The 15353-nt window shown below is 62.3% G+C and carries 13 protein-coding genes and 2 tRNA genes; 14 read left to right on the forward strand and 1 reads right to left on the reverse strand.

The genetic code is table 11. The features are described 5' to 3' along the window. Positions 1–92 precede the first annotated feature (92 nt). The 14 genes from folP to LLY24_RS02785 all read left to right on the forward strand — a co-directional run bounded on the left by folP (position 93) and on the right by LLY24_RS02785 (position 14156). On the forward strand, positions 93–1010 hold the full coding sequence (folP, locus tag LLY24_RS02720) for a dihydropteroate synthase (RefSeq protein WP_259034722.1): 918 nt from the start codon (positions 93–95) through the stop codon (positions 1008–1010). Beyond that, positions 1007–2356 (forward strand): phosphoglucosamine mutase, encoded by a 1350-nt coding sequence (gene glmM, locus LLY24_RS02725; protein WP_259034723.1) that lies wholly within the window; start codon positions 1007–1009, stop codon positions 2354–2356. Before folP ends, glmM begins: the two co-directional genes overlap by 4 nt. A 101-nt stretch (positions 2357–2457) precedes the next feature. Beyond that, positions 2458–3207, forward strand: coding sequence for a triose-phosphate isomerase (gene tpiA / locus LLY24_RS02730; RefSeq protein ID WP_259034724.1), 750 nt, complete (start codon positions 2458–2460; stop codon positions 3205–3207). 5 nt (positions 3208–3212) lie between these two features. Next, positions 3213–3572 (forward strand): preprotein translocase subunit SecG, encoded by a 360-nt coding sequence (secG, locus tag LLY24_RS02735; RefSeq protein WP_259034725.1) that lies wholly within the window; start codon positions 3213–3215, stop codon positions 3570–3572. Between the two features lie 34 nt (positions 3573–3606). Next, positions 3607–3693 (forward strand) — tRNA-Leu (locus LLY24_RS02740). Positions 3694–3789: 96 nt separating this feature from the next. Beyond that, positions 3790–3866, forward strand: a tRNA-Met gene (locus LLY24_RS02745). Between the two features lie 321 nt (positions 3867–4187). Continuing rightward, positions 4188–4649: a ribosome maturation factor RimP gene (gene rimP, locus LLY24_RS02750; protein ID WP_259034726.1), complete on the forward strand. Its 462-nt coding sequence runs from the start codon at positions 4188–4190 to the stop codon at positions 4647–4649. An 89-nt stretch (positions 4650–4738) separates the two neighbouring features. Further along, positions 4739–6250 (forward strand): transcription termination factor NusA, encoded by a 1512-nt coding sequence (gene nusA, locus LLY24_RS02755; protein WP_259034727.1) that lies wholly within the window; start codon positions 4739–4741, stop codon positions 6248–6250. A gap of 27 nt (positions 6251–6277) precedes the next feature. Further along, entirely contained in the window at positions 6278–8815 is a 2538-nt protein-coding gene (infB, locus tag LLY24_RS02760) for a translation initiation factor IF-2 (RefSeq protein WP_259034728.1), read from the forward strand. A gap of 18 nt (positions 8816–8833) precedes the next feature. Further along, entirely contained in the window at positions 8834–9253 is a 420-nt protein-coding gene (gene rbfA / locus LLY24_RS02765; RefSeq protein WP_259034729.1) for a 30S ribosome-binding factor RbfA, read from the forward strand. Continuing rightward, positions 9253–10194: a tRNA pseudouridine(55) synthase TruB gene (truB, locus tag LLY24_RS02770; protein WP_259034730.1), complete on the forward strand. Its 942-nt coding sequence runs from the start codon at positions 9253–9255 to the stop codon at positions 10192–10194. Before rbfA ends, truB begins: the two co-directional genes overlap by 1 nt. 108 nt (positions 10195–10302) lie before the next feature. Continuing rightward, complete coding sequence (gene rpsO, locus LLY24_RS02775) at positions 10303–10572, forward strand: 30S ribosomal protein S15 (RefSeq protein ID WP_259034731.1); 270 nt, start codon at positions 10303–10305, stop codon at positions 10570–10572. Positions 10573–10769: 197 nt separating this feature from the next. Then, a complete protein-coding gene (gene pnp / locus LLY24_RS02780) occupies positions 10770–12911 on the forward strand; it encodes a polyribonucleotide nucleotidyltransferase (protein WP_259034732.1) in 2142 nt (713 codons plus the stop codon). Between the two features lie 75 nt (positions 12912–12986). Then, the gene (locus tag LLY24_RS02785) at positions 12987–14156 is read left to right on the forward strand and encodes an MFS transporter (protein WP_259034733.1); all 1170 of its coding nucleotides are present in this window, start codon (positions 12987–12989) and stop codon (positions 14154–14156) included. Here the strand turns inward: LLY24_RS02785 and LLY24_RS02790 are convergent. Continuing rightward, a complete protein-coding gene (locus tag LLY24_RS02790; protein WP_259034734.1) occupies positions 14153–15331 on the reverse strand; it encodes an acetyl-CoA C-acetyltransferase in 1179 nt (392 codons plus the stop codon). The genes LLY24_RS02785 and LLY24_RS02790 overlap by 4 nt on opposite strands. Positions 15332–15353: the final 22 nt, after the last annotated feature.

Below are 15353 nucleotides of genomic sequence, written 5' to 3' on the forward strand. Positions count from 1 at the left end.
CACCTCGTTCGAGGTGCCTTTTTTGTTATCCTAGCGGTTTTCGACCGTTAGCCATTTTAGCTTCACTCCCGTTTTAGTCAGGACGACGACGCATGCAATCGATCCCAGGCGCCCTTACCGCCGCACCCCCAGGCGCAAGCCCTCAGGCGCTGCGCTGCGGGCGACACCAGCTCGATCTCTCCTATCCGCGAGTGATGGGGATTCTCAACGTCACGCCCGACTCCTTCTCCGATGGCGGCCACCACGTGGCGCTGGACGATGCCTTGCGTCACGCCGAGCGTATGCTCGCCGAGGGCGCGGCGATCATCGACGTGGGCGGTGAGTCCACGCGCCCAGGGGCCGCATCGGTGACGGCGCAAGAGGAGCTCGACCGCGTAGCCCCCATCGTCGAGGCGCTGGTGCGCGAGCTAGATGCGCTGGTGTCGGTCGATACCAGTAGCGCGCTGGTGATGCGCGAAACGAGCCAGCTGGGCGCGGGCTTGATCAACGACGTGCGCGCGCTCGAGCGCGAAGGGGCGCTTGAGGCTGCCGTTACCAGTGGCCTGCCGGTTTGTTTGATGCATCGTCAGGGGGAGCCTGGCACCATGCAGCAGGCGCCTTCTTATAGCGTGCCCGTCGAAGAGGCGGTGGCGGCGTATCTCGCCGAGCGTATCGCCGTTTGCGAAGCGGCAGGGCTTGAGCGTGAGCGCTTGTTGCTCGACCCGGGCTTTGGTTTTGGTAAGACGCTTGCGCACAATCTTCGCCTGCTCAACCGCATGCAGCATCTCACTACGTTTGCGCTGCCTCTGCTGGTGGGTATGTCGCGCAAGAGCATGATTGGTCAGGTGCTCGATCGCCCCGTGGAGGAGCGCCTTCACGGTGGGCTTGCGCTCTCGGCCATGGCGGTCGAGCGCGGTGCCAAGATCATCAGAGTACATGACGTTGCCGCCACGGCCGATGCCATCGGCATGGCCTGGGCCGTATGTCAGGAAGGGCGTGAACACGAGGCCCACGAGGAGAACGCAGGATGAGTCGACGCTATTTTGGCACCGATGGGATTCGGGGAACGGTCGGGCAGGCGCCGATCACGGCAGACTTCGTGCTCAAACTCGGCTGGGCCGCAGGCCAGGTGCTACGCCGTGAGAAAGGCCGCACCCGCGTGCTGATCGGTAAAGATACCCGCATCTCGGGCTATATGTTCGAGTCTGCGCTGGAGGCGGGGCTCTCGGCGGCGGGTGTCGATGTCTCGCTGCTCGGGCCGATGCCCACGCCGGGCATTGCCTATCTTACGCGCACCTTTCGCGCCGACGCGGGGATCGTCATCTCGGCCTCGCACAACCCCTTCGAAGACAACGGCATCAAATTCTTCTCGGCAGAAGGCAAGAAGCTGCCCGATGAGACCGAAGATCGCATCGAACGCATGCTCGACGCTCCCCTGACGACCGCCGATGCCGCGCAGTTGGGTAAAGCCACGCGTATCGACGACGCAGCGGGCCGCTACATCGAATTTTGTAAATCGACGCTGCCAGACCGCTTGAGCCTGCATGGTCTGCGCATCGTGCTCGACTGCGCGCATGGAGCGACCTACCACATCGCGCCTAGTGTGTTTCGTGAGTTGGGGGCTGAGGTCAGCGTCATTGGCGCGGCCCCCAACGGGCTCAATATCAACCATGACGTTGGCTCGACGCATCCGGCGGCGCTGCGCGCGGCGGTGATCCAGCAAGGCGCCGATTTGGGCATTGCCTTCGACGGTGACGGCGATCGCGTGCTGCTGGTCGACGCGGACGGGCGTGAAATCGACGGCGACGACATTCTCTATCTGATCGCGCGCGACCGCCTCGATCGTGGACTGCTGCGTGGTGGCGTCGTTGGCACGCTGATGACCAACTTTGGCTTGGCCCAGGCGCTCGAGCGTCTCGATATCCCCTTCGAGCGCGCCAACGTCGGCGACCGCTTCGTCATGGAGCGCATGGCCGCCAACGATTGGGAGTTGGGCGGCGAAGCGTCGGGGCATATCGTCTGCGGTCACGTACAGACCACTGGCGACGGCATCGTCGCGGCGCTGCAGGTGTTGGCGCTGATGATGCGCAAGCAAAAGACGCTGCCCGTGCTGCTCAAGGGTTTGGCCAAGGTGCCCCAGGCGCTGGTCAACGTGCGCTTGCCGACGGGCACCGATGCCAAGGCAGTGATGGCCTCCGCGCCGCTTAAAGAGGCCGTGGCCGCCATGGAGCAGGAGCTGGGTAGCGAGGGGCGCGTATTGCTGCGCGCTTCGGGTACCGAGCCTTTGATCCGCGTGATGGTCGAAGCCTGCGCTCACTTGGATGTCGACGCCCTGGCCGAGCGGCTGGCCGAACGCGTCCAGGGCCTACTCGACTAGTCTTTGCCATCGCCCTTGGCAGCGCCAAGGGCATAAAATCCAGCGGTTGTCTTGACAAGGCCGCTCCTATACCATTTCGCTCCACCTTGAGAGGACACTGAATGCGTACGCCCCTGATTGCCGGTAATTGGAAGATGAACGGTTCGGCCCGCTTGGTCGAGGAGTTCGCTGCGGCGTTTGCCAAGGCGTCTTTGCCCCAGAAGCTCGATATCGTGCTCATTCCTCCCTTTCCCTATCTGGATGCGGCGCAGCGCGCCTTTGCGGGTACGCCGCTGGCCTTGGGTGCGCAGAATCTCAACGCCTTCGAATCCGGCGCGCACACCGGTGAAGTCAGCGGCGCCATGCTCGCTGAGTTCGGTGTTCGCTACGTGCTGGTGGGCCACTCCGAGCGTCGTCAGCTCTATCGTGAAAGCGACGACGACGTTTGCGCCCGCGTCGAGGCGGCGCTCAACGCAGGTTTGACGCCCATTCTCTGCGTTGGCGAAACGCTGGAAGAGCGCGACGGCGAACGCACCATGGACGTGGTGCTTGGGCAGGTGAAGGTGGTCATGGACCGGCTGGATGGCGCCCAGCGTGCCAAACTCGCGCTCGCCTACGAGCCCGTTTGGGCGATAGGCACCGGGCGCACCGCGACGCCGGAGCAGGCGCAAGAGGTCATGGCGGGCATTCGTGCCTACCTGAAAACGCTGGACACCGCCTTAGCCGAGCAGGCGATTTTGCTCTACGGCGGCAGCATGAACGCAAGCAATGCGGCTGAGCTTCTCGCCCAGCCCGATATCGACGGCGGTCTGGTGGGCGGTGCCTCGCTCAAGATCGACGACTTCAACGCCATTTGCCAGTCAGCAGGATAATTCCCATGCAAGTTGCCATTTTGATGATCCACGTGGTGATCGCGATCGCCCTCGTTGTCCTGATCCTGCTTCAGCAGGGCAAGGGTGCCGATGCCGGTGCCTCTTTCGGCGGCGGTGCCTCGCAAACCGTTTTCGGCTCACGCGGTAGCGGCTCGTTTTTGTCACGTACGACGGGCGTGCTGGTAGCCGGTTTCTTCGTTACCTCCCTGGCGTTGGCGTTCTTTGCTACCCAGGCAGGCCAAGCGCCAGAAGCCGGTATTCCCGATGCGCGACTGATCGAACAACAACGTAGTGTTCCAACGCTTGACGAAGACGCATCAAGTGTGGATAATACCGCGCCAGTGCTAGAGGAAAGCAGCGAGTAAAAGGCTGCTTGTATTTCCGCTAGCCTCCCCTGTTGCCGAAGTGGTGGAATTGGTAGACACGCTATCTTGAGGGGGTAGTGACCTTACGGTCGTGCGGGTTCAAGTCCCGCCTTCGGCACCATCTGACAAGCGGTTGAAATGTCAGAGTCAGCACCCAGGACGGTTGGTTGTCTTGACGCCACGGCATTAAGCAGCTATTATCGTCGACCTAGATTGATGCGGGGTGGAGCAGTCTGGTAGCTCGTCGGGCTCATAACCCGAAGGTCATCGGTTCAAATCCGGTCCCCGCTACCATCTAACGCAAGGCTTGCAGGTGTGGTTTCGAATTGGAAGCTTCACCACTACGAGGTAAGGGTCTGCAAGCGCCAGCGTGAAGATGTTACAGGTTTCTTTCGAAAAGCCCCTTCCAGTGAAGGGGCTTTTTGTTAGCGGCCTTTTTCGTTAGACCGCGTCACTGTTGAAAAACGTCGTTGGATAACGTCTTTGTCAGAGAGCGTCACCGGCGGTTTTTACTCGTCATGCCGGACGCTTTTCCGGGTAACGCCAATCAGCCACCTAGCTTTTCTGATGACTCCTGGCCAGGTGCCTGATGCAACGGCTATAGGAGCTTTGTCTGTGGCCACGAAACATGCAGCACTTCACGCGCTGATCGAGCCGATCGTCTCCGCTATGGGCTTCGAGCTCTGGGGGATCGATTTTCTTTCCCAGGGCAAGCATTCGCGCCTAGTGGTCTACATCGAGCGCGAAAGCGGCGTCGGCGTCGATGACTGTGCCGATATCAGTCGCCAGATCAGCGCCACCATGGACGTCGAAGACCCCATCGCGGGCGAATATCGCCTCGAGGTCTCCTCGCCCGGCATGGATCGTCCCCTTTACACCCTGGATCACTTCACCCGCTTTCAAGGCCATCACGTGGCGCTCAAGCTGCGTATGCCCTTCGATGGGCGGCGCAAGTTCCAAGGTCTCTTGGCCGGGATCGAAGGCGACGAAGTGCTCCTCCATATGGATGGCGAGGAGTACTGCTTCCCCGTGGAGAGCATCGATACCGCGCACGTCGTACCGCAGTTCGAGGACTGATGCCGTTCGGCGGTTGAACGGATGGCAACGCGACCGGCAGGCTGCCGGGCTTACGCACAAAAGGACAGGTTTACTGGCGAGGCAAACGCATGAGTAAAGAAATTTTAATGGTCGTTGATGCCATCTCTAACGAGAAAGGCGTACCCCGTGACGTGATCTTCGAAGCGGTCGAAGCGGCGCTTGCCAGCGCCTCGCGTAAGCGTTTCGAAAACGAAGAAGCCAACGTGCGTGTGCGTATCGACCGCCGCACCGGCGACTACGACACCTTCCGCTACTGGACCGTGGTCGAAGACGACGAGTTCGAGACCCCGGACTACGAGATCAAAGAGAGCATCGCCGAGCAGCGCGATCCGCCTTTGAAGCTGGGTGACGTGGTCGAGCAGAAAATCGATAACGCCGAGTTCGGCCGTATCGCCGCGCAGACCGCCAAACAGGTCATCGTCCAGAAGGTACGCGAAGCCGAGCGCGCCGAAGTGGTTCGTCAGTATGCCGACCGCGAAGGCGAGCTGGTCGCTGGTATCGTCAAGAAAACCACCCGCGATGGCTTGATCATCGATTTGGGTGACAACGCCGAGGCGTTCTTGCCGCGCAACGAGATGATCCACGGCGAGCGCTATCGCATGAACGAGCGCGTGCGGGCGCTACTGGTCAAAGTCGACGCCGACGCACGCGGCGCCCAACTGCAGCTGTCGCGGACCTGCCCGGCGTTCATCATCGAGCTGTTCAAGATCGAGGTGCCGGAAATCGCCGAGCAGCTGATCGAAATCAAGGGAGCTGCGCGTGATCCCGGCTCGCGGGCCAAGATCGCGGTGAAGACCAACGACCGCCGTATCGATCCCGTCGGCGCCTGCGTCGGTATGCGTGGTTCGCGCGTTCAAGCCGTCTCTTCGGAGCTGCAAAACGAACGTGTCGATATCGTGCTGTGGGACGACAACCCAGCGCAACTGGTCATCAACGCCATGGCCCCGGCCGACGTCGCCTCCATTTTGGTCGATGAAGACGCCCACGCCATGGACGTCGCCGTCGCCCAAGACAACCTGGCTCAGGCCATCGGCCGCAGCGGCCAGAACGTGCGTCTGGCCTCCGAACTCACCGGCTGGCGTATCAACGTCATGACCGAAGACGAGGCCGAGGCCAAGCGCGATCAAGAGATCGATAGCCTGGTGGATAGCTTCGTCCAGCACCTGGGCGTCGACGACGACGTTGCCCGCCTGTTGGTGGAAGAGGGGTTCACCACCCTAGAAGAAGTCGCCTACGTGCCGCTCGAAGAGATGCTCGAGATCGAAGAGTTCGATGAGGAGCTTGTCGAGGAGCTGCGCGCACGGGCAAAAGACGAGCTGCTGACGATGGCAATCGCCTCGGAAGAAGCGCTGGATGGAGCCCAGCCAGCGGACGATCTGCTGGAGATGGACGGCATGGAACGTCACTTGGCGTTCCAACTGGCCAGCCGCGGCATCATCACCATGGAAGATCTCGCCGAGCAGTCTGTCGACGATCTGGTCGATATCGAGGAGTTGGACGAAGCGCGCGCAGCGGCACTGATCATGACTGCCCGTGCGCCCTGGTTTGCAGACGATGCGTCGGACGCGAACTCACAGTAAACAGGTCACGGGCTGAGGAGGGTCACTATGTCAGATATGACAGTCAAAGATTTTGCAGCAAAAGTAGGCCGTGATGTGCCTCGTCTGCTTGCGCAGATGAAAGAAGCGGGCTTGAAGCATACGACGGAAGGCGACGCGGTGTCCGAAGACGACAAGCGTACGCTGCTCACCTTTCTGAAAAAGAGCCACGGCGGTAGCGACAGCGATGCGGGCAAGAACCGCATCACCCTGACGCGCAAGACGCGTAGCCGGATCAAGACCGGTGAGCGCGGCAAGACCATCGAAGTGCAGGTGCGTAAGAAGAAGACCTACGTCAAGCGCGCCGAGGAAGAGAAGCCCAAGGCTGCCGAGCCGGTTCATTCCGGGCCGCGTCAGTTGGTAGGCGATATGGCCGAGGCCGAAGCCGAGCGTAAGGCGCGTGAAGCACGCGAAGCCGAAGAGCGCGCGGCAGCAAGCAAGGCCAAAGCCGCCGAAGACGCTGCACGTAAGGAAGCCGAAGCCAAGGCTGCCGCCGAGCCGTCGCTCGACACCCTGCCGGTTAGCGACGACGACGCAGCACCGGCCGAAGACATGCCACCGGCACCGCCCAAAGAGGGCCGCACCGACCGGCGTACTGCGCCGCCCAAGAAGGCCGCGGCCAAAAAAGGGCGTCACGAGCGCGAGGACGACCGTGAAGACAACCGTGGCGATCGCGAAGAGCGTCGTCGTGGCGGCGGCAAGAAAGCCAAGCGCGCCGAGCGCCGTGGCGGCCGTCGGGGCGCCTCGACTCAGGGCAGCGGCAAGCACGGCTTCCAGAAGCCGACTCAGCCGATCGTCCGCGAGGTTTCCATCCCTGAGTCGATCAGCGTGGCCGAGCTTGCCGACAAGATGTCGATCAAGGCCAACGAAGTGATCAAGGCGATGTTCACCATGGGGGCAGCGGTGACCATCAACCAGACCATCGACCAGGACACGGCGGCGATCGTCGTCGAAGAGATGGGCCACAAGCCCCGCCTGGTGAAGGACGATGCGCTCGAGACCGAAGTCCTCGACAGCATCTCCTACGAGGGCGAAGAGATCACCCGTTCGCCGGTCGTGACCGTCATGGGCCACGTCGACCACGGTAAGACCTCGCTGCTCGACTACATCCGTAAGGCCAAGGTCGCCACCGGTGAAGCGGGGGGTATTACCCAGCACATCGGCGCCTACCACGTCGAAGACGAGCACGGCGGCGTGACCTTCCTGGATACCCCAGGGCACGCGGCGTTTACCGCCATGCGTGCGCGCGGCGCCAAGGCCACCGACGTGGTCATCCTGGTGGTCGCAGCCGACGATGGCGTCATGCCGCAGACCGTCGAAGCGGTCGAGCACTCCAAGGCCGCGGGCGTGCCCATGGTCGTGGCGGTGAACAAGATCGACAAGCCCGATGCCGATCCCGATCGGGTCAAGAACGAGCTGTCGCAGCACGGCGTCATCTCCGAGGAGTGGGGCGGTGATACGCAGTTCGTCCACGTCTCGGCGAAAAGCGGCGAAGGCATCGAAGATCTGCTGGAATCGATCCAGCTGGTTTCCGAAGTGCTCGAACTCAAAGCCGTGCCTTCGGCGCCCGGCAAGGGCGTCGTAGTCGAGTCGCGTCTGGACAAGGGCCGCGGTCCGGTGGCTACCGTACTGGTACAAAACGGTACGCTGCGTAAGGGCGACATCGTTCTGGCAGGCCTGCACTACGGTCGCGTACGTGCTCTGACCAACGAACTTGGTCAGCAAGTCAGCGACGTGGGCCCGGCCATGCCGGTGGAAATCCAGGGCCTGGACGGTACGCCGGACGCCGGTGAAGAGTTCATGGTCGTGGCCGACGAGAAGAAGGCACGCGAAGTCGCCAACTTCCGTCAGGGCAAATACCGCGAAGTGCGCCTGGCGCGTCAGCAGAAGGCCAAGCTGGAGAACATGTTCAGCCAGATGGGCCAAGGCGAAGTCGCCAAGGTCAACATCGTGCTCAAGGCCGACGTACAGGGCTCGCTGGAAGCGATCAAAGGTGCGCTCGAAGAGCTCTCCACCGACGAAGTCCAAGTGGCCGTGGTCTCCTCGGGCGTGGGCGGTATCACCGGTACCGACGCCAACTTGGCGCTGGCCAGTGAGGCCATCGTGGTCGGCTTCAACGTCCGTGCCGACGCCTCCGCGCGCGAGATCATCGAGCGTGAAGGTCTGGACCTGCGCTACTACAGCGTCATCTACCACCTCATCGACGAAGTGAAGCAGGCGATGAGCGGTATGTTGGCACCGGAGTGGAAAGAAGAGATCGTCGGTGTGGCCGAAGTGCGCGACGTGTTCCGCGCGCCGAAGATCGGTGCCGTCGCCGGCTGTATGGTCGTCGAAGGTACGGTTTACCGCAGCAAGCGTATTCGCGTACTGCGCGACAACGTGGTCATCTACGAAGGTGAACTCGAATCGCTGCGCCGCTTCAAGGACGATGTCCAGGAAGTACGTAACGGCATCGAGTGCGGTATCGGCGTGAAGAACTACAACGACGTGCAGGTCGGCGACAAGATCGAAGTCTTCGATCAGGTCAAGGTCGAGCGCAGCCTGTAAGGCGGCGAGGAGACGAACATGCGCGAATTCAAGCGTACCGACCGAGTGGCCGACCAGCTCCAGAAGGAGCTGGCGGTCCTCATCCAGCGCGAGGTCAAAGACCCGCGCTTGGGCATGATCACCGTCAGCGGCGTCGAGGTCAGTCGTGACCTCGGCTACGCCGACGTCTACGTCACCCTGCTCGGCGAGCAGGAGGGCGAGCGTATCAAAGAGAACTTGCAGGTGCTCAAGCGCGCGGCCGGTTTTCTAAGAAGCCAGATCGCCAAACGCATCAAGCTGCGCCACGTGCCGGAGCTGCGCTTTCATTACGATGAAAGCGTAGTGCGCGGCCAGCAGCTGTCGTCGCTGATCGACGAGGCGGTGTCGAGCGATCGCGCGCGTCACGAAGAAAGCGACGATGCCCAGCACGATGGCACGCAGGACGAGGGCGAGCGCTAATGGCGCGTCGCCGTCGCGGCCTGCCGGTCAATGGCGTGCTGCTGCTGGATAAGCCCCAAGGGCTTTCCAGTAACCACGCCCTGCAGCGCGTACGGCGGCTCTTCCAGGCTCAGAAAGCGGGGCACACTGGCACGCTCGATCCCATGGCGACGGGGCTTTTGCCCATTTGCCTGGGGGAGGCGACCAAGTTCTCCTCGCACCTGCTGGAAGCCGACAAGGCGTACCGCACCCGCGTAGAGCTGGGTGTGGTCACCGATACCGGCGACGCCGAGGGTAGCGTGGTTCGCCGCCGCGAGGTGCCTGCACTGAGCGCTGCGGATATCGAGGCGGTGTTGGCACGCTTTCATGGCGAGATCGACCAGGTGCCGCCGATGTACTCGGCGCTCAAGCATCAGGGCAAAAAGCTCTACGAACTGGCCCGTGAGGGCAAAGAGGTAGAGCGTGCAGCAAGGCGCGTGCGTATTTACGCCACGCGCCTGCTCGCCGTCGAAGAGACGGCCTTTGAGCTCGAGGTGAGCGTAAGCAAAGGCACCTACATCCGTACCTTGGCCGAGGACATCGGCGAAGCGCTCGGCTGTGGCGCCCATATCAGCCAGCTCCGGCGGCTGAAGACCGGCCCTTTCGATAGCGAGGCGATGTGGACGCTAGAAGCCCTAGAGGCACTGGCCGATCAAACCGCGCGCGAAGCTGAGCTTATGCCCGTCGACGTGCTGGTGGCGCACCTGCCTAAGCTCGAGCTCGATGCCGCCGCCCGTCAGGCGCTGATGCAGGGACAGGCGGTGGCTGCCGATACCACGGGGCTTGCGCCGCAAGCGCTAGTGCGTCTCTACGGTGACGGTGCTTTTCTTGGGCTTGGCCGCGTGAGCGGCATTAGCGAGTCTGGCGAGCCTCGGGGCGAAGTGGCACCCAAGCGGCTGTTCAGTACGGCCGCCGACTCGTAAGAGTCATTGCAACCACGCGCCAAAGCGCGCGATAATAGTACGCTTGAGACTGCAAATATGCGTGGTCTCATCTACTGACATTCAGGCATATTGCTACTGGAGATCAAGATGGCATTAACCGCTGAACAGAAAGCCGAAATCGTCAACGACTACGGCCGCGGCGAGAACGACACCGGTTCCCCCGAAGTGCAGGTTGCCCTGCTGAGCGCCAACATCAACGGCCTGCAGGATCACTTCAAGTCCAACAAGCAGGATCACCACTCCCGTCGTGGTCTGATCCGCATGGTTAACCAGCGCCGTAAGCTGCTGGACTACCTGAAGCGTAAGGATCTGGCACGTTACCAAGCGCTGATCCAGCGTCTGGGTCTGCGTCGCTAAGGACGCTCGGGCTCGCCACGGCGGGCCCTGGGTGGAAGGTGAAAACGGACGGCTCTTCGTGAGCCGTCCGTTTTTTTACGCCGGATGAAAACCCACAGCCACGGAAGCGCTAGCCCTTACGTGATGCAGCGCCTAAAATGGTGGCGAGTCAAAACGACCCCAATGTGAAAAGTACCTGCAAAGTGAAGGAAGTTGCCGTGAATCCGGTCAAGAAAACGTTTCAATACGGTCGCAGCACCGTCACGCTCGAAACCGGGCGTATCGCTCGCCAGGCCACTGGCGCCGTCATGGTCACTATGGACGATACCGTCGTGCTGTGTACCGTGGTCGCGAAGAAGGACGTCAACCCAAGTCAGCCCTTCTTCCCGCTCTCCGTGCACTACCAGGAGAAGACCTACGCGGTTGGCAAGATTCCCGGCGGCTTCTTCAAGCGCGAAGGCCGTCCCACCGAGAAAGAGACGCTGACCTCGCGTCTGATCGATCGCCCGATTCGCCCGCTGTTCCCCAAGGGCTTCATGAACGAAGTCCAGGTCATCTGTACCGTGCTCTCCACCGATCGCAACCATGATCCGGATATTGCCGCCATGCTGGGTACCTCGGCGGCGCTGGCGATCTCCGGTGTGCCGTTCAACGGCCCCATCGGTGCTGCACGCGTGGGCTTCAATGAAGAGCAAGGCTACTTCCTGAACCCCACCGTCGAAGAGCTCACGACCTCCGAGCTCGACATGGTCGTCGCCGGTACCGAAAAAGCCGTGCTAATGGTCGAGTCCGAAGCCCAGGAGCTGCTCGAAGACGAAATGCTCGGCGCGGTCCTCTTTGGCCATCAGGAGATGCAGGTCGCCATCAGCGCCATCAAGGAGCTTGCTCAACAAGCGGGCAAGCCGCGCTGGGAGTGGCAGCCTGCGGCAGAGAACGTGGTGCTGAAAACCGCCATGGCGGAGCTGTTCGAGGCCAAGGTCGGCGAAGCCTACCGCATCACCGACAAGATGGCGCGCCAAGACGCCCTAGCAGCGCTCAAAGAGCAGGCCGTTGCGCAGCTGGGCGCTGACGAGGGTGAAGCCAGCGATAGCACCTTCGACAAGGACGCCGTCAAAGGGGCCTTTGCCAGCCTCGAGAAGCGCGTCGTACGCTCGCGCGTGGTCAAGGGTGAGCCGCGTATCGACGGCCGCGACAACACCACCGTGCGTCCGCTTAACATCGAAGTGGGCGTGCTGCCCAAAACCCACGGCTCGGCCGTGTTCACCCGCGGTGAGACCCAAGCGATTGCGGTGGCTACTCTGGGTACGCTGCGTGATTCGCAGCTGATCGAGTCGCTTGAAGGTGAGCGCAAGGACCGCTTCATGCTGCACTACAACTTCCCCCCCTACTCGGTGGGCGAAGCAGGCTTCATGGGTGGGCCGAAGCGTCGCGAGATCGGCCATGGCCGTCTGGCGCGTCGCGGCGTACAGGCCATGCTGCCCTCCGAAGAGGCGTTCCCCTACACCATTCGCGTGGTCTCCGAGATCACCGAATCCAACGGTTCGAGCTCCATGGCCTCCGTGTGCGGCTCGTCGCTGGCGCTGATGGATGCCGGGGTGCCGCTCAAGGCACCGGTGGCGGGTATCGCCATGGGCCTGGTGAAGGACCCGGAAGGCTACGCCGTACTCACCGATATTCTGGGTGATGAAGATCACCTCGGCGACATGGACTTCAAGGTCGCTGGTTCCGAAGAGGGCGTGACCGCCCTGCAGATGGACATCAAGATCGAGGGCATCGACGAAGAGATCATGGAGACCGCGCTGCAGCAGGCCCATAAGGCGCGTCTGACCATTCTCGAACAGATGAACACGGTTATCGCTCAGAGCCGTAGTGACGTCTCCGAGAATGCCCCCTCCATGGCGACCATCAAGATCGATCCTGACAAGATTCGTGACGTGATCGGCAAAGGCGGGGCGACCATTCGTAAGATCTGCGAAGACACCGGCGCCTCCATCGATCTCGACGATGACGGCACCGTGCGCATCTACGCCGAGGACAAGAAAGCCGCCAAGGCCGCCATCGACACGGTACTGGCGATCACCGCCGAGGCGGAAATCGGCAAGCTCTACAACGGCAAGGTGGTGCGCATCGCCGACTTCGGTGCCTTCGTCAACATCATGCCGGGTACCGATGGTCTGGTGCACATCTCCCAGATTGTGCCGGAGCGCGTCAACAACGTGCGTGACTTCCTCAACGAAGGCGACGAGGTCGTGGTGAAGGTGCTCGACATCGACAACCGCAACCGCGTCAAGCTCTCCATCAAGGAGATCACCGACGAGGAGAAAGCGGCGTTCGCCGCCGAGGCTGAAAGCGACAGCTAAGCGTCACGCTTAAGGTCAATCCCGCCCCCGTAGCCTCGGCTGCGGGGGCGGCGTCGTTTGAGAGCAGGAGAGAACATGCAGCAGGAGCAAGCGCCGCGCTGGGCGGCGGTCATCGCCGTGATGGGCGGCATTTTTTTGTTGGTTACGGCAGAGCAACTACCCATCGGGCTGCTGTCGCAGGTGGCGGGTTCGCTCGAGGTCACCTCGGGCGTGGCCGGTTTGATGGTCACCGTGCCTGGGGTGATCGCGGCCTTTTCGGCACCGCTCTTACCGGTAGCGGTCGGGCGGTTGGATCGGCGGGTCATGTTGACGCTATTGATGTTAGTCATGACGCTTGGCAGCGTGCTGTCGGCGCTGGCGAGCAACTTTACCCTACTGCTTGCCGCTCGGGCGCTGATTGGGATAAGCATCGGCGGCTACTGGGCGGTGGCGGGCAGTCTCGCGCCACGTTTGGTGCCCGAAGATAAGGTGGCGCGGGCAATGACGATCATTTTCGGCGGGGTGGCGGCTGCCTCGGTGCTGGGAGTGCCGCTGGGAACGCTATTGGGTGATTTCAGCAGTTGGCGCGTCGCTTTCGCCACGCTTGGCGGCTTTAGTCTGCTCACCGCCGTGGCGCTGTGGTGCTGGCTTCCGCCGCTGCCCCCTCGCGAACCGGTGCGGCTCAAGATACTGGCTCAGCAGTTCGGCAATCGCGGCGTGCGCGTAGCGGTACTCACGACCGGCTTCGTCGTGGTCGGCCACTTTGCCGCCTATACCTTCATCAGTCCGATTTTGCAGCAGCTCAGCGGCATCGCCGAGAGCCGGGTGGGCAGTTTGCTGCTGCTCTATGGTGCGGCGGGCATTTTGGGTAATGTTGCAGCGGGTATGTTAGCCGGGCGCCATCCGTACCGCGCGGTGCTGCTCATTCCTAGCCTTTTACTGGTCGTGGTCGCGGCGTTTCCGCTACTCGGCGTGCAGCCGCTAAGCGGGGTAGCGCTGCTGATGGTGTGGGGCGCGGTATTTGGCAGCGTGTCGGTGAGTATCCAGACCTGGATTTTGCGCACTGCTCCCAATACCGAAGCGGCCACGGCGCTGATGGCGTTTGTCTTCAATTTCTCCATCGGTTTGGGCGCCATGGTAGGCGGTCGCGTGGTGGATGCCACCAACCTACCGGCTACCATGTGGGCCGCCTCGCTACTGTTTTTGCTGGGCGCGCTATTGGTGTGGCGCACGCCCTCGCGCATCGTGGGGGAGAAGCGCCGCTAGTCGCGCTCGATAGCCAGCGCCACCCCTTGGCCGCCACCGATGCACAGCGTCGCCAAGCCCTTCTTGGCGTCGCGGGCGATCATCTCGTACAGCAGGCTGACCAGAATACGGCAGCCCGACGCGCCGATGGGGTGGCCAAGCGCAATGGCGCCGCCGTTGACGTTGACCTTGGCGGTGTCCCAGCCAAGCTCCTTGTTCACCGATAGCGCTTGCGCTGCGAACGCCTCGTTGGCCTCGATCAGGTCGAGCTCGTCCAGCGTCCAGCCCGCCTTCTCCAGGCAGCGGCGCGTTGCCGGTGCCGGACCGATGCCCATGATGGCCGGGTCGACCCCAGCGTTGGCGTAGCCTTTGATGCGCGCCAAGGGTTCGAGACCGAGCGCCTTGGCCTTTTCCGCCGAGCAGAGCATGACCACGGCCGCGCCGTCGTTGAGCGAAGACGCATTGCCTGCCGTCACCGTACCGTCTTTCTTGAACGCCGGGCGCATGCCGCCAAGCTTTTCGGCGGTGACTTCGCGCGGGTTTTCGTCGGTATCGAAGCGCAGCGGATCGCCCTTACGCTGGGGAATCTCCACCGGCACGATCTGGCTCTTGAAGCGCCCCTCTTTGATCGCGCTGGCGGCCTTCTGCTGCGAGGCAGCGGCAAACTCGTCCATTTCCTGGCGGGTGATACCGTACTTCTCGGCGAGGTTTTCGGCGGTGATGCCCATGTGGTACTGGTTGAACGCATCCCATAGGCCATCGTGAACCATGGAGTCGATCGCTTTCCAGTCGCCCATACGCTGGCCGGTACGAGAGTTGGGCAAAAGGTGCGGCGAGAGCGACATGTTCTCCTGGCCACCGGCTAGGATCAGCTCGGCATCGCCGCAGCGGATAGCTTGCGTTGCCAGGTGGAGCGCCTTGAGCCCTGAGCCGCATACCTTGTTGATGGTCATGGCAGGCACCGCGTCGGGCAAGCCCGCCTTGATGGCCGCTTGGCGCGCCGGATTCTGACCGGTGCCCGCCGTCAGCACCTGACCCAAGAGCACCTCATCGACCTCTTCGGGGGCCACGCCGGTCGAGGAGAGAAGCTCCTTGATCACCAGCGCACCGAGATCGCTTGCGGGAATGCCCGAAAGCGCCCCAGCGAAGGTGCCGATCGCCGTGCGCCGCGCCGCTACAATCACCACGTCTTGCATAAGCTGACTCCTGCCTTGGTAA

Origin of the sequence: Halomonas dongshanensis (assembly GCF_024790395.1) — a bacterium.
Lineage (GTDB): Bacteria > Pseudomonadota > Gammaproteobacteria > Pseudomonadales > Halomonadaceae > Vreelandella > Vreelandella dongshanensis.

Coding starts and splice junctions, on each gene's coding strand:
- infB (WP_259034728.1), top strand. CDS start 6,278: ATGTCAGATATGACAGTCAAAGATTTTGCAGCAAAAGTAGGCCGTGAT.
- tpiA (WP_259034724.1), top strand. CDS start 2,458: ATGCGTACGCCCCTGATTGCCGGTAATTGGAAGATGAACGGTTCGGCC.
- secG (WP_259034725.1), top strand. CDS start 3,213: ATGCAAGTTGCCATTTTGATGATCCACGTGGTGATCGCGATCGCCCTC.
- rbfA (WP_259034729.1), top strand. CDS start 8,834: ATGCGCGAATTCAAGCGTACCGACCGAGTGGCCGACCAGCTCCAGAAG.
- folP (WP_259034722.1), top strand. CDS start 93: ATGCAATCGATCCCAGGCGCCCTTACCGCCGCACCCCCAGGCGCAAGC.
- nusA (WP_259034727.1), top strand. CDS start 4,739: ATGAGTAAAGAAATTTTAATGGTCGTTGATGCCATCTCTAACGAGAAA.
- glmM (WP_259034723.1), top strand. CDS start 1,007: ATGAGTCGACGCTATTTTGGCACCGATGGGATTCGGGGAACGGTCGGG.
- LLY24_RS02790 (WP_259034734.1), bottom strand. CDS start 15,331: ATGCAAGACGTGGTGATTGTAGCGGCGCGGCGCACGGCGATCGGCACC.
- LLY24_RS02785 (WP_259034733.1), top strand. CDS start 12,987: ATGCAGCAGGAGCAAGCGCCGCGCTGGGCGGCGGTCATCGCCGTGATG.
- truB (WP_259034730.1), top strand. CDS start 9,253: ATGGCGCGTCGCCGTCGCGGCCTGCCGGTCAATGGCGTGCTGCTGCTG.
- rpsO (WP_259034731.1), top strand. CDS start 10,303: ATGGCATTAACCGCTGAACAGAAAGCCGAAATCGTCAACGACTACGGC.